Genomic DNA, 20,708 nt, shown 5'->3' with positions numbered 1-20,708 from the left:
TGCGGAAAATTTAGCCGCGCCCTCTCAAAAACAGCGCTTTTTCGCCGCAATGCAGCAAAACCTGCTGCGTCTGCGTGGTAAATGGGCTATTAAGGCAGGGAATGCAGCTGCCGCTTGCCCGTTATAAAACGGGTGTGCCGCCCCCGGAAGGAAGCCGAGACGTGCGACGCCTTGGACTGCAAGACCCCGCCAACCGCCCGAGTGATCGGCGCGGACTGGGCATCCCTCTCTCAGTGTTCCGGCTGCATCGCATTTACAGGAGAGACATGTCATGAACCCAATTTCCCAACCGTTGGAGCTGCAGGCGGCTGCAATGCGCGTGGCTGGATACGCCGTGGTCAGCCAGATGAAGATTATGCAGATCATGGCCCGGTCGGCCATGGAACTGCCGATGGCGCCCTTGCACGCTCTGCGCAATACAGCATCGGAGCCGGCGCCGGCCAAACCTGCAGCAAAACGTGCGGCTTCACCTAAACCTGTTGCCAAACCTGCCGCAAAACCTGCTCCGGCTAAGCGGGCCTCGACTGCCAAGAAGGTGCAATCCAAACCCGCCGCATCGAAGCCTAAGGCGGAGCCGGTTGCAAAATTCACCGCCAAACCGCGCCCGGCGGCAAAACCCGCAGCCGCCAAAGCTTCCACTGCACCTGCGACTCCTAAACCGGCGGCTAAGGCTGCGCCGGCGGCAGCAAAGCCCAAACCGGCTGCTAAGACGACCCCGGCAACAGCAAAGACAAAACCAGCGGCCAAGGCAGCGCCTGCACCGGTGACATCCAAACCCTCGGCCAAGGCTGCCCCTGCGCCCGCAACACCTAAACCTGAGGCTAAGGCAACTCCGGCAAAGACCGTGGCTAAAAAGGCGGCACCGGCCAAAACTCCGGCGGCCCCCAAGACTGCGCCAAAACCCGCGGCCGAGGCACCAAGTGCGGCACCGGCCAAAGCGGCTGCAGCGACGACAGAGCCCCCTAAACCGGCCCCTCGCAAGACGCGCGCGCCGTCTAAACCGCCCGCAATGCCCAAGGTCGTTGCGAAATCCGACGAGTAATCGGGGTCATCTGCTTGACACGGTCGGGCTGGCGCGCCAACGCTGCGCGTCATGATGGATCTTCGCCCGGTCGGATATGTGATTGGCATGCTGGTCGCCATTCTGGGGGCGACCATGCTGCTTCCTATGCTTGCCGACATGATCGAGGGGCGGGGCGAGTGGCATGTCTTTCTTGAAAGCGCGATCATCACCGTTCTGACTGGCGTTGTCCTTGCGCTGAGCTGCGCCAATGGCGTAGGAGAAGGTCTGACCATCCGTCAGACCTTTTTGCTGACGTCGGGCGTTTGGGTCGCGCTGCCTGTTTTCGGGGCAATCCCGTTTTTGTTCGGTGAGACCGAGCTACGCTTCGTCGACGCATATTTCGAGGCGATGTCTGGCCTGACAACCACTGGATCGACGGTGATCTCGGGGCTGGATGACCTGCCGCAGGGCCTGCTACTGTGGCGAGGTATCCTGCAATGGCTGGGCGGCATCGGGATCATCGTTGTGGCTATGGTTTTTCTGCCTGAGCTGCGAGTCGGTGGTATGCAAATCTTCCGCTCGGAAGGGTTTGAAACCATGGGGAAAATCCTTCCCCGCGCGCAGGAGATCGCGGGCCAGATCTCGCTGATCTATGTGTTCCTGACACTGGCCTGCGGCCTTGTCTATGCGGCCGTCGGAATGGGATTCTTTGATGCGACGGTCCATGCCATGACCACCATCGCAACGGGCGGATTTTCGAACTACGACAGCTCGTTTGCAACCTTCAGTGGCCCGGCAGAATACGCGGCCTCGGTCTTTATGATCCTCGCGGCATTGCCTTTCGTACGCTACGTGCAACTGGCCAATGGCAACACCTCGTCGCTATGGCAGGACAGTCAGATCCGGGCCTTTTTGGCAACCATTCTGGTTCTGGTCGTGGTGATGTCGGTGTTCCTGACCTCGGTCTTTCCGCACCATTGGGAGAGGGCCCTGCGCGAGTCGCTGTTCAACATCACCTCGATCATCTCGGGCACCGGTTATGCCAGTGTCGACTACATGCTGTGGGGCAGCTTCCCGATCATGCTGTTCTTCCTGATCGGCCTGATCGGAGGCTGCGCCGGATCGACCGCCTGTTCGATCAAGGTGTTCCGCTATCAGCTTCTGTTTGCGTCAATCAAAACGCAGATCCGGCGCATTCGGTCGCCGCATGGTGTGTTTGTTCCGCTTTACGACGGCAGACCTGTCAGCCGAGACGTTCTGACCTCAGTCATGAGCTTTTTCATGTTCTTCGTCCTGTCGATGGGGATTTTGTCCTGGGCATTGGCGCTGACCGGGCTGGACTTCATCACATCCGTTTCGGGCGCCGCGACGGCATTGGCCAATGTCGGGCCGGGGCTGGGGAACCAAATCGGCCCGGCGGGCAATTTCGCTGGCCTGAACGATACCGCGAAATGGCTCTTGACCGCAGGCATGCTCGTCGGCCGACTTGAGTTGTTGGCCGTCTACGCAATCTTTACCGTCCAATTCTGGAGAGACTGATGAAAAGACCCCTTGGTGCGCAGCTGTCCCACATGCTGAGGGATCGCGGCGTGGATGTGATTTTTGGCATCCCCGGCGTCCACAATCAGGAAATGTATCGCGGCATAGAAGAGGCCGGGATCACCCATGTGCTGGCCCGGCATGAGCAGGGCGCCGGTTTCATGGCCGATGGTTATGCGCGGGCGACGGGTAAGCCGGGCGTTGCCTATGTCATCACCGGTCCGGGGCTGTGCAACATCATGACACCGATGGGGCAGGCCTATAGCGACTCGGTCCCGATGCTGGTGCTGTCATCCTGTCTCGATGAGACGCAGGCGCAGCGCGGTCAGCTGCATCAGATGAAGGACCAACAAGGCGCAGCGGGCACGGTTGCGGACTGGTCGGCACAAGCGAACACTGCGCAGGCCGCTTATGGTCTGGTTGAGCGGGCATTCGAGGAATTCGAACTCTCTCGTCCGCGGCCAAAGCACATACAGGTGCCGATTGCACAGCTTGAGGGCGATGCCGATCCCGCGCCATTCCCGAACCAACCGGCCTTGCGCCCCAAGGTGTTTGTCCCGGACGTCGCGCCGGTTGTGTCCTTGCTAAACATCTCCAAACGGCCCTTGTTCATTCTGGGTGGTGGTTGCAAGTCGAACGAATGGCGGCAAATCCTGACTCAGCTGGGGGCAGCCTGTTTCACGACTTATGCCGGGCGCGGCATGGTCGGTGTGAACTATCCGCTGGATTTCGGGGCGATGCTGCCTCGACCCGGCAGCGCCGAGGTGATCGCCTCGACCGATCTGGTGATCGCTGTTGGGGCCGAGCTGGGCGAGGTTGACCTCTGGCGGGAAGAGCTTGGCCATTCGGCGCATCTGGTCCGCGTCGATCTGGACCCCGAGGTCCTGTCCGACCGCCATCGCGCCGCCGTCAAAATTCAGGCCGACAGTGCCAGCTTTGCCCGCGCCCTGTGGGCCGTTACTGAAAGCGCGAAACCTGCGACGGGTTGGACGGCTGAGGAAGTCGCCGAGGCGCGCGCCCGTTGGCGGGCCGAGGTCGATGCTGAGCGCCCGGGCATTGTGCCCGTCGTTGATGCGCTGCGCGCCGCGATGCCTGCCGACACGATGATTTATTCCGACATGACACAATTCGCCTATGCCGCGAAAGAGGTCTGGGACATGGCATATCCCCATCATTGGCACCATCCGACCGGCTTTGGCACCCTGGGCTATGCGTTGCCCGCTGGCATTGGCGGGGCGGTGGCGCGACGGGGTCGGCCGACGGCTGTGATCGCCGGGGACTATGGGTTCCACTACACGATGCAAGAGCTGGGTGTGGCGGTGGAACTGGGCCTGTCTTTGCCGATTATCCTCTGGGACAACGGCAAGCTGAAAGAGATTGAGGACAGCATGGTCCGCAGCCAGATCGCGCCCAACGCGGTTGTGGCGCGAAATCCTGATTTCTGCAAACTGGCCGAAGCGTTCGGGGCGCTGTCCAGTGCGCCCAATACTGTGGATGAGATGCAGGAGGCAGTCAAAGCCGCATTTCAGGCCTCGGGGCCGACATTGATCTATGTGACGCCAGACATTGTGTAGTCAGAAAACAAGAAAGCCGCCGCGCAGATGCGCAGCGGCTTTTTTAGTTTGGGGACCTTGTTAGTCCCAGCAATGCACCAGAACGGTCATCCCATTGGCGCGGCGGCTCAGCTCGTTGGGTGAGATCTCAGCCGTCTCTTGCGCCGCTTGGCCCGAGATGCCCGCTTGTGTCAGGACGTCATTCAGCCCTTGGGTCGAAACCGCCAGACTGACCGAGCCGGGCAGGGTGCGGCCCTCGGACTGGGTGGGCAGCAGCATGCCGACAACGCTGCCACTGTCGTCAAAGACCGGACCACCGGCATCGCCCGGCTGTGCAGCCAGAGCAAGACGTTTTACACCGGCTTCGCCGTTCAGGCCACGCACATCCGCGATCTGACCGAAGGTCAGCGTGGGTGCCCCCAAAGCCCCTTCGTACGAGAAACCGGAGACCGCGACCTCAGACTGAATGCGCGGCTGGTCAGAGCGGAACTCGGCTACGTTGATCGGGGCCAAAGACTTGCGCGGGCGCAGGACAGAGACGCCCAGATCGGCATCCGTCCAGGCCACCTGAAGCTCCTGATCGCCTTCCAGCGTGACACGGCTGCAGCTGTCGGCGGCCTCGGATACGGTCAGGACAGTGCCGGACGCATCCGCAAAGAAGCCTGAACGGGACAGGCGCGGTTTGCGAACCTGAAGACCCGAGACCAGATCGACGCGCTGCTCTGCATCCGCGCCAGCGCTGGAATCCAGAACTGCGTCGGTGGTGGCAAAGTTGGCCTTCATCGCAGCCAGAACACGGGCGCGTCGGGCCTCATCACCCTCGGGCCAGACCAGCGTGAAGCCTTTGATCTTGCCATCCTTCAGCGCCGCTTCGGTGTAAGAGACGATGCCCTTGCCACGCCCCTCAAGCGTAAAGCGATCACCGCGCAGCTCTCGTGGGCCGACCAGCGGCACGATTTCCAGCGATTGCATCACCTCATAAAGCGCGCGCAGGGTGGATTTGCCGCCCTCCTGACTGATCAGCAACGCCTGTGCGTTCAGGTCAGAGGTGCTTTTGAAATGCGCGAACGGGGCCTCATTGCGGTCAAAGGCGATGGCCTCCAGCGGCAGATCGACCGAGATCCCGGCCTGATCGTCGGTGTATCGCGCCATTCCGACGCTGATTAGCGGAGCGTTATAGTCTTCAATCAATGCGGCGCGTTGGACGGTGGTCAGAACGCCGGTTGCCTCATATCCGTTGAAACTCTGCCAGTCGGCCATCGAACGACGTGTGCCTTGGCCGAAGGCTCCGTCTATGGTCGAGTTATAGAACCCCGCGGCCTGAAGGGCTGTCTGCAGGTCCTTACGTTCCTGAGACGTCAGCAAACGCTCAGATTGCAACGCTTGGGCACGGGTTTCATCCGACGACTGCGTGGTTGCATCGGACAGCGTGTCGACGGAGGGCTGTTCGGGTTCAACAGGCGGGGCGACGGTGCCCCGGTTCAGCACATTCGCGCCAACCGGCCAGTACTGCTGGCCCAAGGAACTTGAGAAAGTGATGAAACTGTCGCGAGGAATTTGTCCTTCGGCGCGGTAAACCCGCAGCACCTGTTCTGCGTCGCTGCGCAGGTAGGGGCCGATCACAATGGCGTACCAACCGCTGCCCAGGCGAAAACCGTTCACGTCAGGGAGTGCGCGGGCGTAGTCCTGCGCACGATCTTGTGCCTCACGCAGGGATGGCTGCGCCTCGACCTGAACCCAGACACCTTGATCTTGCTGGGCGGTTGCGACGCGCAGGCCGACCAAAAGAAACAATAAAATTGCCGTAAATACTCGTGTCATTTTCTGCCCGTTTATGCAGTTTTGATGCTTTTGCTCAGAATACCCGATTTCGGGTGGCGAAAGCCATGGCGAGAATGCGGGGAATTTGCGGTGTGGCAGCGCAGATACAGCAGGGACCTATTGGCCCGTTGACGCCCCTCGGCCCCTTGCATAGGAAGGGCCAAACCCATCGGAACCGGGCGCAGGCGCGCCCAAAGGGAATGTCATGACCGATCAGTCCAGCGCACCTCGTTCTTTTCAGGAGATCATCCTGCGGCTTCAGACCTATTGGGCCTCGAAAGGCTGTGCGATTTTGCAGCCTTATGACATGGAGGTCGGGGCAGGGACGTTCCACCCGGCGACAACCCTGCGCGCGCTGGGGTCCAAGGCATGGGCCGCGGCCTATGTTCAACCTTCGCGCCGTCCGACGGACGGGCGCTATGGTGAGAACCCGAACCGCCTGCAGCACTACTATCAGTATCAGGTTCTGATCAAACCCAGCCCGCCGGACCTGCAAGAGCTGTATCTGGGCAGCCTCGAGGCCATCGGCATCGACATGGAGCTGCACGACATCCGTTTTGTCGAGGACGACTGGGAAAGCCCGACCCTCGGCGCCTGGGGCCTAGGTTGGGAGGTCTGGTGCGACGGTATGGAAGTCAGCCAGTTCACCTATTTCCAGCAGGTCGGTGGTCATGATTGCACGCCAGTTTCTGGCGAGCTGACCTATGGTCTGGAGCGTCTGGCGATGTATGTGCTGGGCATCGACCACGTGATGGACATGCCGTTCAACGACCCTCAGTCCCCCAGCCCGCTGACATACGGTGACATCTTCAAGCAGACCGAAGAGGAATACGCCCGATGGAACTTTGATGTGGCCAACACCGAGGTTCTGCTGCGTCATTTCGAAGAGGCCGAGGCCGAATGCGCCACCATTCTGGCGCAACAGCATGATGATCCGAAAACAGGCAAGCGCATCGTGATGGCGCATCCGGCCTATGATCAGTGCATCAAGGCCAGCCACATTTTCAACTTGCTGGACGCGCGCGGGGTGATCTCGGTGACTGAACGCCAGGCCTATATCGGCCGTGTCCGAGCGCTGGCCAAGCAATGTGCGGATGCGTTCGTTCTGACCGAGGCCGCCGGGTACGAGGCCTGATGCAGCGCTCAGGCCAATCCGGGCAGCAATGCCTTGAGGCCGTCAGAAATCATGCCGATGGCGATGGCCGAGAGGATCATGCCCATGAAGCGGCTCATGATGACGCGTGCGTTGCTCGAAAGACGTTTGGACAGCCACGGGGCATTCCAGAAGGTGACCAGAAGCAAGGCGACGACTGTCAGGAATACACTTGCAAAAACAACAGCTTCAAGCGGATTTTTGACGTGATGCGCGTACAGGATCAGGGTTGTGATCGTGCCTGGACCGACCAGAATGGGAAAGGCCAGCGGGTAGAACGCGACCGTGTCAGGCGCAGGATAGGCCTCTTTTTCTCCGTCCGTTCCGTGATGCGAGGTGCTTTCGTTGCCGTTCAGCATGTTCAGGCCGATCATAAGCACGACCAACCCTCCGGCGACGCGCAGATGGTCTACGCTGATGCCGAACAGGCTCAGCGTCTGACTGCCAATGGCCGCGAACGCACCGCCCAGGATCAAACAGTAGAGCGCGGTTTTGACTGCGACTTTACGTTGATCCGTAGGGGGCAGGTCCTGCGTAACACTCAGGAACACAGGCAGGTTGGTGATCGGGTTCATGATCGCAAACAGCGCACCAAAGAACCCAACGGCGAGGGTCGATTCCATGAAAACACCCTTGTGGTTTAAAGTTTTACTGCGAAACCTGTCCCATTTTTCAGGAACTTGAAAGAGGCAGCCTAAGACAATGACGGGAAAATTGCTTGCGATCATTCTGGGGCTTTCGGCTGTGATGGCCGGGGCGGGCATGTATTACCTGCAAGTCTACGGCTTTTATTATGAGGTCGAACCGAAGCCCGGACAGGACGTCGCCCTGTTGCCTGTGGATGGCGAAACTCCCCAGCCGATTGCCTATTCTTCTTTTCAGGCGATTGATGCCGATAGCTCTCCGATCCGGTATCGAGCCTGTTTCAACACGGATCTCTCCGAAGAACAATTGTTAGGTTTCATGCCGGTCGAGAATGCAGAGCCCCTGACCGCTCCGGGTTGGTTTGATTGCTATGATGCGGCCGCCGTGGCTGAAGCGTTGAAGACGGGGCAGGCGCAGGCCTACATGAGCGCGAAGAATATCCACTACGGAGTCGACCGCATTGTCGCGATCACCGAAGATGGGCAAGGCTTTGTCTGGCATTCCCTGAACAATTGCGGTGAAAAAGCCTATGATGGCACCGTGGTCGGCGAGGAATGCCCACCCAGACCGCAGCAGTAAGGAGACCGCCATGCAGCACGTCGTCGAAATCCCCGAGTTTCTGACGGCGACCTTAGGTTTTGCCGTTTACCTGCTTGGCGCACGGATCAATGATCGCGTCGCCGCACTTCGCAATTTCAACATCCCCGAACCCGTGACCGGAGGGTTGCTGGCTTCGTTTGCCGTTCTGGCGCTGTATTTGATATTTGATCTTGAACTCGCATTCGAGCTGGGTACGCGGGATTTTCTACTGGTCGTATTTTTTGCCGGGATCGGATTGAATGCACGTCTGTCGGACCTGATTTCGGGCGGCAAGCCGCTGTTTTTGCTTTTGATCCTGACCCTCGTGACGATCGTTGCGCAAAACGTGATCGGTGCGGCTGGCGCTTCCATGTTTGGTTATCCGGCGCAGGCGGGTGTTCTGTTCGGCTCGGCGGCGCTGATCGGCGGGCACGGGACCGCAATCGCATGGGCGCCCGAAGTTGCGCGGGCGACAGGGTTGGACAGCACGACCGAGTTGGGTGTTGCCGTTGCAACGCTAGGTTTGGTTCTGGCCGCCCTGGTCGGTGGACCGATTGCGCGGTTGCTGGTTGAAGGGCGCAATCTCAGCCCCGACCGTCCGGACGAAGGGCCCAGTGTCGGATTGCCGGACGAAACAGAAGGCAGGGCGCTCGATATCGACCACGTGTCGATCATGCGCGTTTTGCTGCATCTCAACCTCGCGATCATTGCGGGTTATTCTCTGGGCGAAGCGATCTCGGCAGCCGGTCTAAAGCTGCCGCTATTTGTGCCATGTTTGATCATGGGAATCGTCATCGCCAATCTACGCGCCTTAGTGGCACCGTCGGCCCCACCGGTATCGCGCACGCCATCGCTGGCGTTGATCTCGGAATTTGCCTTGGGCGCGTTTCTGGCCATGTCACTGATGAGCCTTCAGCTCTGGACCATCGCCGAGCTTGGCATGGCCATCGTCGTCATCATGTCCGCCCAAACCCTGTTCACGGTGGTTTTCGTGTTGTGGGTGCTGTTCCCGGTCATGGGCGCAAACTATCGCGCCGCCGTGTTGGCTGCGGGGTTCGGAGGCTTCGCGTTAGGTGCAACCCCCACTGCTATTGCGAATATGACCGCAGTAACCAAGCGATATGGTCCATCACCTATTGCCTTTATCGTGCTGCCCCTTGTATCCGCATTCTTTGTGGATATCGCCAATGCCATCGTCATCCAGACGATCGTAAATTTCTAAGGACCGAAAATGCCCGACCTGCTGATCGAACTGTTTTCCGAGGAGATCCCCGCGCGTATGCAGACCCGCGCGGGTGAGGACCTGAAAAAGCGGATCACCGATGGTTTGGTCGAGGCCGGTCTGACCTATGCCTCTTCCGCCGCCCTGACCACGCCGCGTCGCCTGACTTTGGCAGTCGAAGGGCTGCTGTCTGAGAGCCCCACGATCCGTGAGGAACGCAAAGGCCCCAAGGTCGGTGCGCCTGACAAAGCGATCGAAGGCTTCCTGCGCGGCGCTGGCTTGACCCGTGATCAGTTGGAAGAACGTGACACGCCCAAGGGTGCGGTCTATTTCGCCCAGATCGAAAAGCCCGGACGCCCGGCGGCTGAGATCGTGGCCGAAGTGCTTGAGGCCACGATCCGCAACTTCCCATGGCCCAAGTCGATGCGCTGGGGCTCTGGCCCGATGCGCTGGGTGCGGCCTTTGCACTCGATCCTGTGCGTCCTGACCGATGAGGCGGGCGTGCAAGTCGTTCCGCTTGAGGTCGAAGGCATCACCTCGGGCGATACGACTGAGGGCCACCGATTCATGGCCCCGAACCGTTTTGCCGTCACCTCGTTCGAGGATTACGCCGCCAAACTCAAACGCGCCTTTGTGGTGTTGTCGCCCGAGGAACGTGCCGAGCATATCTGGAACGACGCCCAGAACATGGCCTTTGCCGCCGGTCTGGAAGTGGTCGACGACAAAGGCCTGCTAGCCGAGGTCGCTGGTCTGGTCGAATGGCCCGTGGTGCTGATGGGGCAGATTGACGACGAATTCCTCGACCTGCCGCCTGAGGTGCTGCAGACCTCGATGAAAGAGCACCAGAAGTTCTTTTCCGTGAAGAACCCCAAAACCGGCCGGATCGAGCGTTTCATCACCGTCGCCAACCGCGAAACTGCTGACAATGGCGCGACCATTCTGGCCGGGAACCAGAAGGTCCTTTCGGCCCGTCTGGCGGATGCCAAGTTCTTCTGGGAGAACGACCTACGCGTCGCCAAATCGGACGTCGCCCAATGGACCCGCGCGCTGGAGAATGTGACCTTCCACAACAAGCTGGGCACACAGGCGGAACGCATCGACCGCATCGCTGCGCTGGCACGTGAACTGGCCCCGGTGACCGGAGCGGATGCAGATCAGGCCGAAAAAGCCGCGCGTCTGTCCAAGGCCGATCTGAGTTCCGAGATGGTCTATGAATTCCCCGAACTTCAGGGTCTTATGGGCCGCTATTACATCGAAGCAGCAGGCGAGGACGCCGCCGTGGCCGCTGTGGCACAGGATCACTACTCGCCGCTTGGCCCGTCAGATGACGTGCCGACCGCACCGCTTTCGGTGACCGTGGCGCTGGCCGACAAGCTGGACACGCTGACCGGGTTCTGGGCGATTGATGAGAAGCCGACCGGCTCGAAAGACCCGTTTGCTCTGCGTCGTGCTGCTTTGGGTGTAACTCGATTGATCCTCGAAAACGATCTGCGGCTGTCTTTGGATCGGTTCTTTGACAGCCAACTGATACGAGCAGAAAGCGCAATCAACGAGGCGCTGCCGGAAGCCAATGTTCTTGATCTATTGGAAGAAATCGCCGAACGAGGTGTCTTTGGCGCTGCATTCCAGACCGTAAGAGAAAGAGTAGACGATTTGCCTGCGGCAGCTTTTCTTGAACTTGAGAAAAAGGTCCCAGACGCATCTGACGATCTCCTGTCGTTCTTCCACGACCGCCTTAAAGTCTTCCTCCGTGATGAGGGCATCCGTCACGACGTCATCGACGCCTGTATTGCGATGGACGGCAATGATGACCTCAACCTACTGGTCAAACGCGCCCGCGCACTGAACGCGGTGATCGCGACCGAGGATGGGGAAAACCTCGTGCAGGGGTTCAAGCGGGCCAACAACATCCTGACGCAGGCCGAAGAGAAGGACGGGGTCGAATACTCCTACGGTGCGGATGTGAAATTCGCCGAGACGGACAGCGAAAAGACTCTGTTCTCGGCGCTTGACGCGGCGCAGGAGCAGATTGATCCGGCGCTCAGGGCCGAGGATTTCCCAATCGCCATGGCGGCCATGGCCGCGCTGCGTGGGCCGGTGGATGCGTTCTTTGAGGATGTGCAGGTCAACACCGACAATGACATCCTCCGCCGCAACCGTCTGAACTTGCTCAGCCAGATCCGCACGGTCTGTTCCAGCGTTGCCGATCTGACCAAGATCGAAGGCTAAAGGCCCGGGCGCGCGGATTTGCGCGCCCAGATCACCCTTGCGCGACTGGCGCATGGGCCTATGCTGCGGTGAAACCAAAAGGTGCCGCAGTGCAGAATAATCCGCATACCACACTCATCACGTCCACCGCGCCCGTTGCCCCGCACACCCATGGGGGGCGGGCAAAGTGCCTGCAACGTCTGGTCCGGTTGGAGATGCCGGTGCCGCGCACGGTCGCGTTGTCTTTTGACGCGGTGCAGCGCATCGCCGAAGGACAAATCCCCGATCTGGCGGCGATCCTTGAGCAATTCGAGCCGACGGCCTTGTTGTGTGTGCGCCCCAGTTCCGAGGACCCTGATTGGGGCGGCCCCGGTGCGGTTCTGAATATCGGCATGAACGAAGCGCGGTTTGCCGAGCTGTCGAACTCGATGGGTGATGAGCCTGCCGCAGCCATGTATCTGCGCTTTGTGCAAAGCTATGCGATACATGTGGCGCGTCTGGATGCGGATGTGTTTGACGAGATCGACGAGGATGGTGTCGCGGGGTTGAAGCGCACTCTGCACGCCTATGAGGATGAGACCGATGAGGTTTTCCCCGAGGATCGTGGTGAGCAGTTGATTGGCGTTCTGCGCTCGATGGCGCGAGCGTGGGATGGCACCTCGGCGCGCCTGTTGCGTCAGGCCAAAGGGGCACCGGCCGATGCCGGGCTAGGGCTGGTCATCCAAGAGATGATCCCAGGCGTCGGGCAGGGCGAATGCGGCTCGGGTGTGTTGCAGCTGGTGGATCCGACCACCGGTATGCCTCAGATCACCGGCCGTTATTTGAGCCAGAGCCAGGGGCGGGATGCGTTGGGCGAAGACGTCTCGGCGCTTTATCTTGAGAAAGACCCGCGGGGACCGTCTCTGGAAGAAGTGGCGCCCAACGCATTTGCTGATTTGAAAGCCCAGGCCGCTTTGATGCGCGAGAAGCTGCGCGAGGAAATGCAGGTCGAATTCGTGATCCAGAACGGCAGTGTGCATATTCTGGACGGCGTGCGTGTTCAGCGGACTTCGCGCGCGGCGATGCGGATTGCGGTGCGGCTGGCTGAAGACGGTATCATCCCGCCACAAGAGGCGGTGATGCGCGTGGACCCTCATGCCCTGAACGAGCTGCTGCACCGGCAGGTTCACCCCGAGGCCGAGCGGGATGTGCTGACCACCGCGATTGGCGCAAGTCCGGGGGCGTCGACCGGCAAGATCGTGTTTACGGCCGCCGAGGCGCAAGCCAGCGCCGCACGGGGTGAGGCCTGTGTTCTGGTGCGCCGCGAAACCTCGCCCGAGGATGTGCGGGGCATGCATGCCGCCGTTGCCGTTCTGACCGAAAAGGGCGGTATGACCAGCCATGCCGCCGTGATTGGGCGGGGTTTGGGGCTGCCCTGTATCGTCGGCGCGTCTGAAATGCGGTTCCAGACCAAGAAAAAAATGCTGACGACTCCGGATGGGCGGGTGTTCAAGACCGGTGATATTCTGACGATTGACGGAAGCTCGGGGCAGGTTCTGGCGGGGCAACCCGAGATGCTCGAGGCCGCACTGGACGACTGTTTCCAGACTCTCATGGGCTGGGCGGATGCCGAGCGGGACATCGAAATCCGCGCCAATGCCGATACCCCTGCAGATGCGCAGACCGCGCGGAACTTTCAGGCGCAGGGCATCGGCCTGTGCCGGACCGAGCACATGTTCTTTGATCCCGGCCGCTTGATCGTGATGCGCGAGATGATCTTTGCGCAGACCTCCTCGGGCCGGGCTGCCGTGTTGGAGCGTTTGCTGCCCATGCAGCGCGACGATTTCGTGCAGCTTTTCCGTATCATGGAAGGGCAGCCGGTCTGCATTCGTCTGTTTGACCCGCCGCTGCACGAATTCCTGCCCACCACCCGCGGTGGCCAGCGCGAACTGGCCGAAGCGCTGGATCTGCCTGTCTCGGATGTGGAGCGTCGTGTCTCCGCAATGACCGAATACAACCCGATGCTGGGTCTGCGCGGGGTTCGCCTGGGCGTTACGGTGCCCGAAATCTACGACATGCAGGCCCGCGCGATCTTTGAAGCTACGCTGGAGGCCCGCAAGAACGGCGCGCCGGTCGTGCCTGAGGTGATGATCCCGCTGGTTTCGGCCAAGCGAGAGGTCGAGCTGGTCAAATCCCGCATCGACTCGGTGGCGGCCGCAGTAGCAGCGGAGCAGGGGCAAGAGTTCGAATACCGCCTCGGCGTGATGGTCGAAACACCGCGCGCCTGCCTGCGTGCTGAAGAGATTGCGCCCAACACCGCCTTCTTAAGCTTCGGAACCAACGACCTGACCCAGATGACCTATGGTCTTTCACGCGACGACGCGGGGCGTTTCATGTCGGCCTATGTCCGGCAGGGGGTCTTCACCGAGGACCCGTTCCATGTTTTGGACGCGGACGGGGTTGGCGAATTGCTCAAGCTCGGGTCTGAGAGGGGGCGCGCGGCCCAACCCGATGTGACCCTTTCAGTCTGCGGAGAACACGGCGGAAACCCCGAATCAATCGCCATTTGCCGCGATCTTGGCTTTGACTATGTGTCCTGCTCTCCGTTCCGGGTACCGGTCGCTCGGCTGGCTGCCGCTCAACTGGCGATTTCGTCCAGACTTGGGGGTTGACAGCAGCATGAAACCCAATGATTAGTGGTCAATAAGCGAACTTGTGGCGGAATTGTTTTTCTCCACGAGCGAAATTCCACTTGTATTTGCCTCTGATCTGGACCTTTGCGCAAGACTGCGCTAAATGCCTCGTCGCGCCCGCCGGGGGAGGGTTTGGCGCGTGAAGTGCCTGTGCGAGGTTATCTGATGCTACGTTACATAATGGCTGTTGCCACATTGGCGGCAACCGTGCTGCCGAGTGCGTCCTACGCTGAGAGGGAAGCTACGGATGCCAACAAGAAAGAACTGGTTGCCCGCAGTGAATTGCCGGCTCAGAGCTTTCGGGATTATCTGAAATTGTTCCAGCCGCGCAAAGTGGTGGAACCGATCAAAGTGTCCTATTCCAAGGATTGGCTGGACCAACAGCCCAAAGCGTCCGGAGATGAAGGCTGGAAATGCCTGTCAGAGGCGCTGTATTTTGAAGCCCGCGGCGAAAGCGTGCGCGGTCAGTTTGCAGTGGCCGAGGTTATACTGAACCGGGTCAAGAGCAGCCGCTTTCCTGACAGCCTTTGCGGTGTGATCCGTCAGGGGACCGGTAAAAAGTACCAGTGCCAGTTCACCTATACATGTGATGGCCGCAAGGAAGTGATCCACGAGAAGAAAGCCTTTGAGCGTGTCTCGAAAGTCGCCCGCGCGGCGATGGATGGCGTTGCCAAAGAGCTGACCGAAGGGGCGACCCACTATCATACCACTGCGGTCCGCCCGTCTTGGGCGCGGGTTTATAAACAGACGGCGAAGATTGGTGTTCACATCTTCTACCGTCACAATTACCGCACTGCGAGCAACTGAGGCAGGTCTGGCGCTGCGTCTTGAATTCAAGGCGCAGCGTATACCATTGCACGCAAAAAAAAGCGTCGAAATCAGCGGTTGGAATGGCGTTTGTATGAATGCTATAGGCCCTCGAAACGCCTAGACTGGGCGAAAGTTTCAACGAGCCCAAGAAGGCCTGACCCATGAGTTCTGAAATCCGCCTCGCTTTCGCGCACCCCTCTGAACGGTCCGAGGCGACCTCGCCCAGAGGGCCTTTGGATCGCATCTCGCTCCGTGATCATACTGTCGAGGTTGAGATCGGTGCCTTTCAGGCCGAACGCGGCACAACCCAGCGTATCTGCTTTAATATCGTGGTTGAGGTGCGTCCGCTGACCTCGGATATTGACGATGATGTGGATCGTATCCTGTCCTATGACCGAGTGACCGAAGCAATTGCCTATGAACTGGCGGCCGAGCGTCTGAATCTATTGGAAACGCTGGCCGAACGTGTGGCCGAACGTATCCTGCTGGAGCCGCAAGCGGTTCGAGTGTTTGTCCGGATCGAAAAGCTGGATCGTGGCCCCGGTGCGCTCGGGGTCGAGATAGTGCGCGGCAAGGATGCCGTGCATCACGACGTCGTCGAAGAGGAACGCCCTCATCCACGTCTTGTTTATCTATCGAATGAGGCGATGGCCTCGGATAACCTGACCGGCTGGATCGATCAGTTGGAAAACCGTCAGCGTCCCTTGATCCTGTGTGTCGGGGCCTCGGACCTTCCGGTGCCGCAGACCGGTCACGCCATGACGCAGCGCCGTATCGACCTTTTGTCGATCGAACAGAACGCGTGGGTTCTGGCCGCGCGCGATCATCGCTGCGTGGTTGTTTCGACCCGGACCGAACTGGATTGGGCGATGAAGAACGGCCAGATTTGCGTCTGGGCCCCGTCAAAGATCGTTTTGGATGCTGTCGATGGCCCCTCGGCCGCGCCATCCGACGCGGTTGCGCTGGCGGCATGGTTTGCCGCCACCTTTGAGGCCAGCGAGATGATGGTGATCGGAGGCGCATTGCCGAAAGAGCCGAAAACGCCGCTGCGTGCAGTGGCCATTGATCAGGCACAATTGTGAGCCGCTACTACCGACCGCTAGTTCAGCACGGTACGGCTCGTCCGGATGAAGCGGTGCCTCTGGCCGGGCAGTCGCTCTGGTTCACTCATGCCGAAGAGCTTTCACGCGATGGAGCGTCTCAGGTCGTAGCCGCAGCGGATATCCCCGCGGATGTGCTACAGCGTCTCAGCCGCCCGCGCGCGGCCATGTCCGGTTTGGATATGACGCGTCCACATATCATGGGCATCCTGAACACAACGCCTGACAGCTTCTCGGACGGTGGCATCCACAGCTCGGTCGAGGCGGCGCGGGCAGGGGCCATTGAGATGGTTTCGCACGGCGCCACGATTCTGGATATCGGCGGAGAATCCACTCGTCCCGGAGCAGATTTTGTGCCCGCAGACGAAGAGATCACCCGGACCCGCCCGGTGATCGAAGCGATCCGGGCTGAGACCAACGCCCTGATCTCAATCGACACACGCAAGACCGCTGTAGCCGAAGCGGCCTGTGAGGCCGGGGCGGGGCTAGTCAATGACGTATCGGGCTTCACGTACGACCCGGAGCTTGCGCCGTTCTGCGCAGGGCTGGGCGCGCCGGTCTGCGTCATGCATATGCAGGGCGATCCCGCGACAATGCAGGACAACCCGGTCTATGAAAACGTCGTGCTGGATGTCTACGATTTTCTGGCCGGTCAGATCGAACGGCTTGAGGCGTTGGGCCTGAACCGGGATCTGATCATCGTCGATCCGGGCATCGGTTTCGGCAAGACCGAGGATCACAATCTGGCCCTGCTGCGTAACTTGAGCCTGTTCCACGGTTTGGGTTGCCCGCTTCTACTGGGCGTCTCACGCAAGGGCTTTATCGGCTCCATCGGGCAGGAGCCGCGAAAAACCGCGCGCGCGCCGGGGTCAATCGCGGTTGCTCTGGACGGATTGTCCCAGGGCGTGCAGATCATTCGGGTCCATGACGTGGCTGAGACAGCTCAGGCCTTGCGCCTATGGGCTGCCGTCCGTTAATCCGGTCACAAGCAGATTTTACGGAGAGTCGACTATGCGCAAGCTGTTCGGAACTGACGGTGTGCGAGGCACAGCCAATACGCATCCGATGACAGCAGAAATGGCCTTGCGCATAGGTGCGGCGGTCGGGCGCTATTTCCGGCGCGACACGACCGGAGTTCACCGCGTGGTCATCGGCAAGGATACGCGCCTGTCCGGCTATATGCTGGAAAACGCGCTGACGGCGGGTTTGACTTCGACCGGTATGAACGTATTACTGTTGGGTCCGGTTCCGACCCCTGCGGTGGGTCTGATGACCCAATCCATGCGTGCGGATCTGGGGGTTATGATCTCGGCCAGCCACAATCCGGCGGAAGATAACGGCATCAAGTTCTTCGGGCCTGACGGATATAAACTCTCAGATCAGGCCGAGCTTGAGATCGAGCGTTTGATCGAAGAAGGCGTCAACTCCGCTAAGGCGCAGAATATCGGGCGTGCCCGTCGGGTTGATGACGCGCGGTTCCGTTATGGGGAGCGGGTCAAATCCTCGCTTCCGCGCGATGTGCGTCTGGATGGTTTGAAAGTGGTGATCGACTGCGCCAATGGGGCAGCCCATCGCACGGCGCCCGAGGTCCTATGGGAGCTTGGTGCCGAAGTCATCCCGATGGGCGTGTCGCCGGACGGCAAGAACATCAATCTCGAATGTGGTTCAACCAAGCCGCGCGTGGCTGCGGAAACCGTTGTGTCGCATGGCGCGGATGTGGGTATCTGCCTCGATGGCGATGCAGATCGGGTCGTCGTGATTGACGAAAACGGTAAGGTCGCCGATGGCGATCAGCTGATGGCTTTGTTGGCCGGGGCGTGGGCGCGGGCCGAACAGCTACGTGGCGGTGCTTTGGTGGCGACAGTCATGTCCAACCTCGGGTTGGAGCGGCATCTGCAAGGGCAAGGCCTGCGGCTGGAGAGGACGGCAGTTGGCGATCGCTATGTCGTGGAACGGATGCGGCAGGGCGGCTTCAACCTTGGCGGCGAGCAATCCGGCCATATCGTCATGAGCGACTATGCCACAACCGGTGATGGTCTGATGGCGGGGCTGCATTTCCTGTCCGAGATGGTTCTGAGCGGACGCAAAGCCTCGGAGCTTGCGCAGCAGTTTGAAACGGTGCCTCAGTTGTTGAAGAACGTGCGCTATCAACAGGGTCAATTGCCGCTTGAGGTCGCCAGTGTGCAAGCCGCGATTGCCGATGCCGAGGCGCGCCTGAACGGGCAGGGTCGTCTGCTGATCCGCAAGTCAGGGACCGAGCCTCTGATCCGTGTCATGGCTGAATGCGAGGATGCCACCCTGCTGACGCAGGTGGTTGATGGCATTGTCGCCGAGGTTGAAGCAGCGGCGTCCTAGCGCCCGATTAGAGCTTTGCGCAGGCTGAACCACTGGCTGATGGCCATGCCCGTCAGGATCAGGGTCAGCGCGATGTAGAATCGCAGGGGCAGGGCCTCGGACAGGATCCACGCTCCGAAAACCATCGACCAGACGGGGACCTGATAGTTCACGAGGGTCAAAAACACCGACCCTGCGCTGCGCGTGATGGACACGCGCAAGAGGTTCGCCAAGGCCGTTGGCACTAGGCCCAAGACGATCAGCGCCAGAGTAGGGCGGGTGCCTTGCCAGTCGGGCACCCCCTCGGTCATCAGCATGATCGGCAGCAGCAGCGCCGCGCCCACCAGCAATGTCAGGGCTGCCAGCGCAACCGGATCAACCGGAGGGCACCGCCGCGTCAGGATGGATGAAACCGCATAGCACAGTGCCGCCGTGATGCAGGCCATTTGCGCAAGTGGTTCGGTTCCTTGGCCTAGTTGCAAAAGCCCCGGACCGATCAGGACCAACGCGCCAGAAAACCCAAGACAAACCCCAAGAAATCGACGCAGATTGAGCGGTTCGTCCGAGAAGAAATGCGCCAGTGGCAGCACCATCAAGGGGATGGCCGCCATAGACAGGCCCGCAAAGGCCGATGGTACGAATTGCTGCCCCCAACTCAGCAGCATGAATGGTATCGCGGTGGACAGCACGCCGATCAGGATGATTGAGCCGCCGAGTGTCGGGGTGAGCGTTGGAAACCGGCGTCCGGTGATCCGCATCAGCAAGAGCAGTGTCAAAGCGCCAAGCGTGGTGCGGGATGTTGCAACCGTGATAGGGCCATACCCCTCAAGTGCCATGGCCACGACCATGAATGTACCGCCCCAGATAAGGCCAAGCGAGAAGACGCCGATCCAATCCTGTTTTGTGGGCTGGGACACCATGTTGGCACCTGTGGAATAAGGTAAAAATCGCCTTTGATCAGTCGTTTATGGGCTGAGATTTAAGCGGGTGCAAATGAAAAAGGGCGGCCAAGCGGGCCGCCCTTTCGCCGACGGTTGCCGGGCTTAGTTCTTTTCTTTGTCGACCATTTTGCCGGCCGAGATCCAGGGCATCATGGCGCGCAGTTTCGCACCGGTTTCCTCGATCATGTGCTCGTCATTGGCACGGCGCGACGCTTTGATGGTCGGCTGGCCAACGGCGTTTTCCAGCATGAAGTCACGAACGAATTTACCCTGCTGGATGTCGTTCAGAACTTCCTTCATACGCGCTTTGGTCTCGTCGTATTTCAGGATACGCGGACCGGTGACGTACTGGCCGTACTCAGCCGTGTTCGAGATCGAGTAATCCATGTTAGCGATGCCGCCTTCATAGATCAGGTCAACGATCAGCTTCACTTCGTGCAGACACTCGAAGTAAGCCATCTCGGGCGCGTAGCCCGCTTCGACCAGAGTTTCAAAGCCGCAGCGGATCAGCTCTACCAGGCCACCGCACAGAACGGCTTGTTCGCCGAACAGGTCGGTTTCACACTCTTCACGGAAGTTGGTCTCGATGATGCCCGAGCGGCCGCCACCGATGGCCGAGCAGTAGGACAGGCCGATTTCCAGTGCTTTGCCGGTTGCGTCGTTGTTGACGGCAACAAGGCAAGGCACGCCGCCGCCTTTGGTGTATTCGCCACGCACGGTGTGGCCGGGGCCTTTGGGGGCCATCATGATGACGTCGACGCCTTTTTTCGGCTCGATCAGGCCGAAATGGACGTTCAGGCCGTGCGCGAATGCAATGGCCGAGCCCGGCTTGATGTTGTCATGAACGTATTTCTTGTAGGTCTCAGCCTGCAATTCGTCGGGCATGGTGAACATGATGACGTCGCACCATGCGGCCGCTTCGGCGATACCCATGACCTGCAGGCCTTCACCTTCGGCTTTCTTGGCCGAGGGCGAGCCTTCGCGCAGGGCGACGACCAGGTTCTTCGCACCCGAGTCGCGCAGGTTCAGCGCGTGCGCGTGGCCTTGCGAGCCATAGCCCAGGATGGCCACTTTTTTGTCTTTGATCAGGTTGATGTCGCAATCGCGATCGTAGTAGACGCGCATTTC

At 60.1% G+C, this 20,708-nt stretch carries 16 protein-coding genes; 11 read left to right on the top strand and 5 right to left on the bottom strand.

Going from position 1 to position 20,708, the window contains the following annotated elements; all coding sequences use genetic code 11:
- Positions 1–24: 24 nt before the first annotated feature.
- A complete protein-coding gene (locus ACRZ95_RS04740) occupies positions 25–1,095 on the bottom strand; it encodes a hypothetical protein (protein WP_170677592.1) in 1,071 nt (356 codons plus the stop codon).
- On the opposite strand from ACRZ95_RS04740, the gene ACRZ95_RS04735 reads away from it, so the two are divergent.
- Complete coding sequence (locus ACRZ95_RS04735; RefSeq protein WP_170376382.1) at positions 1,094–2,542, top strand: TrkH family potassium uptake protein; 1,449 nt, start codon at positions 1,094–1,096, stop codon at positions 2,540–2,542. The genes ACRZ95_RS04740 and ACRZ95_RS04735 overlap by 2 nt on opposite strands.
- Positions 2,542–4,116: a 5-guanidino-2-oxopentanoate decarboxylase gene (locus ACRZ95_RS04730; protein WP_170677594.1), complete on the top strand. Its 1,575-nt coding sequence runs from the start codon at positions 2,542–2,544 to the stop codon at positions 4,114–4,116. Before ACRZ95_RS04735 ends, ACRZ95_RS04730 begins: the two co-directional genes overlap by 1 nt.
- 60 nt (positions 4,117–4,176) lie before the next feature.
- On the opposite strand, the gene ACRZ95_RS04725 is transcribed toward ACRZ95_RS04730, so the two are convergent.
- On the bottom strand, positions 4,177–5,916 hold the full coding sequence (locus ACRZ95_RS04725; RefSeq protein WP_170677596.1) for a serine protease: 1,740 nt from the start codon (positions 5,914–5,916) through the stop codon (positions 4,177–4,179).
- A gap of 205 nt (positions 5,917–6,121) precedes the next feature.
- Here ACRZ95_RS04725 and ACRZ95_RS04720 point away from each other — a divergent pair, with 205 nt between their 5' ends.
- Positions 6,122–7,051, top strand: a complete 930-nt coding sequence (locus ACRZ95_RS04720; protein ID WP_170376388.1) for a glycine--tRNA ligase subunit alpha — start codon at positions 6,122–6,124, stop codon at positions 7,049–7,051.
- 8 nt (positions 7,052–7,059) lie between these two features.
- Here ACRZ95_RS04720 and ACRZ95_RS04715 read toward each other — a convergent pair whose 3' ends face one another.
- Positions 7,060–7,692, bottom strand: a complete 633-nt coding sequence (locus ACRZ95_RS04715; RefSeq protein ID WP_170677598.1) for a MarC family protein — start codon at positions 7,690–7,692, stop codon at positions 7,060–7,062.
- 79 nt (positions 7,693–7,771) lie between these two features.
- Here ACRZ95_RS04715 and ACRZ95_RS04710 point away from each other — a divergent pair, with 79 nt between their 5' ends.
- The 8 genes from ACRZ95_RS04710 (at position 7,772) to glmM (ending at position 18,660) form a co-directional block, all read left to right on the top strand.
- Positions 7,772–8,293 carry a DUF6446 family protein gene (locus tag ACRZ95_RS04710; protein WP_170677600.1) on the top strand — a complete coding sequence of 174 codons (522 nt, stop codon included), beginning with the start codon at positions 7,772–7,774 and terminating at the stop codon, positions 8,291–8,293.
- A 10-nt stretch (positions 8,294–8,303) separates the two neighbouring features.
- On the top strand, positions 8,304–9,515 hold the full coding sequence (gltS, locus tag ACRZ95_RS04705; protein WP_170677602.1) for a sodium/glutamate symporter: 1,212 nt from the start codon (positions 8,304–8,306) through the stop codon (positions 9,513–9,515).
- A gap of 9 nt (positions 9,516–9,524) precedes the next feature.
- A complete protein-coding gene (gene glyS, locus ACRZ95_RS04700; protein WP_170677604.1) occupies positions 9,525–11,744 on the top strand; it encodes a glycine--tRNA ligase subunit beta in 2,220 nt (739 codons plus the stop codon).
- A gap of 68 nt (positions 11,745–11,812) precedes the next feature.
- Positions 11,813–14,374 (top strand): pyruvate, phosphate dikinase, encoded by a 2,562-nt coding sequence (locus tag ACRZ95_RS04695; RefSeq protein WP_170677606.1) that lies wholly within the window; start codon positions 11,813–11,815, stop codon positions 14,372–14,374.
- 186 nt (positions 14,375–14,560) lie between these two features.
- A complete protein-coding gene (locus tag ACRZ95_RS04690; RefSeq protein WP_170677608.1) occupies positions 14,561–15,202 on the top strand; it encodes a cell wall hydrolase in 642 nt (213 codons plus the stop codon).
- A gap of 164 nt (positions 15,203–15,366) precedes the next feature.
- Positions 15,367–16,287 (top strand): dihydroneopterin aldolase, encoded by a 921-nt coding sequence (locus ACRZ95_RS04685; RefSeq protein WP_170470064.1) that lies wholly within the window; start codon positions 15,367–15,369, stop codon positions 16,285–16,287.
- A complete protein-coding gene (gene folP, locus ACRZ95_RS04680; protein ID WP_170677610.1) occupies positions 16,284–17,282 on the top strand; it encodes a dihydropteroate synthase in 999 nt (332 codons plus the stop codon). Before ACRZ95_RS04685 ends, folP begins: the two co-directional genes overlap by 4 nt.
- A gap of 34 nt (positions 17,283–17,316) precedes the next feature.
- Positions 17,317–18,660 (top strand): phosphoglucosamine mutase, encoded by a 1,344-nt coding sequence (gene glmM, locus ACRZ95_RS04675; RefSeq protein ID WP_170677612.1) that lies wholly within the window; start codon positions 17,317–17,319, stop codon positions 18,658–18,660.
- Here glmM and ACRZ95_RS04670 read toward each other — a convergent pair.
- Complete coding sequence (locus ACRZ95_RS04670) at positions 18,657–19,559, bottom strand: DMT family transporter (RefSeq protein WP_170677614.1); 903 nt, start codon at positions 19,557–19,559, stop codon at positions 18,657–18,659. The genes glmM and ACRZ95_RS04670 overlap by 4 nt on opposite strands.
- 123 nt (positions 19,560–19,682) lie before the next feature.
- On the bottom strand, positions 19,683–20,705 hold the full coding sequence (ilvC, locus tag ACRZ95_RS04665) for a ketol-acid reductoisomerase (RefSeq protein ID WP_170677616.1): 1,023 nt from the start codon (positions 20,703–20,705) through the stop codon (positions 19,683–19,685).
- Positions 20,706–20,708: the final 3 nt, after the last annotated feature.

The organism is Ruegeria sp. AI3, assembly GCF_056541245.1.
This window is presented reverse-complemented; position numbering and strand designations above follow the sequence as displayed.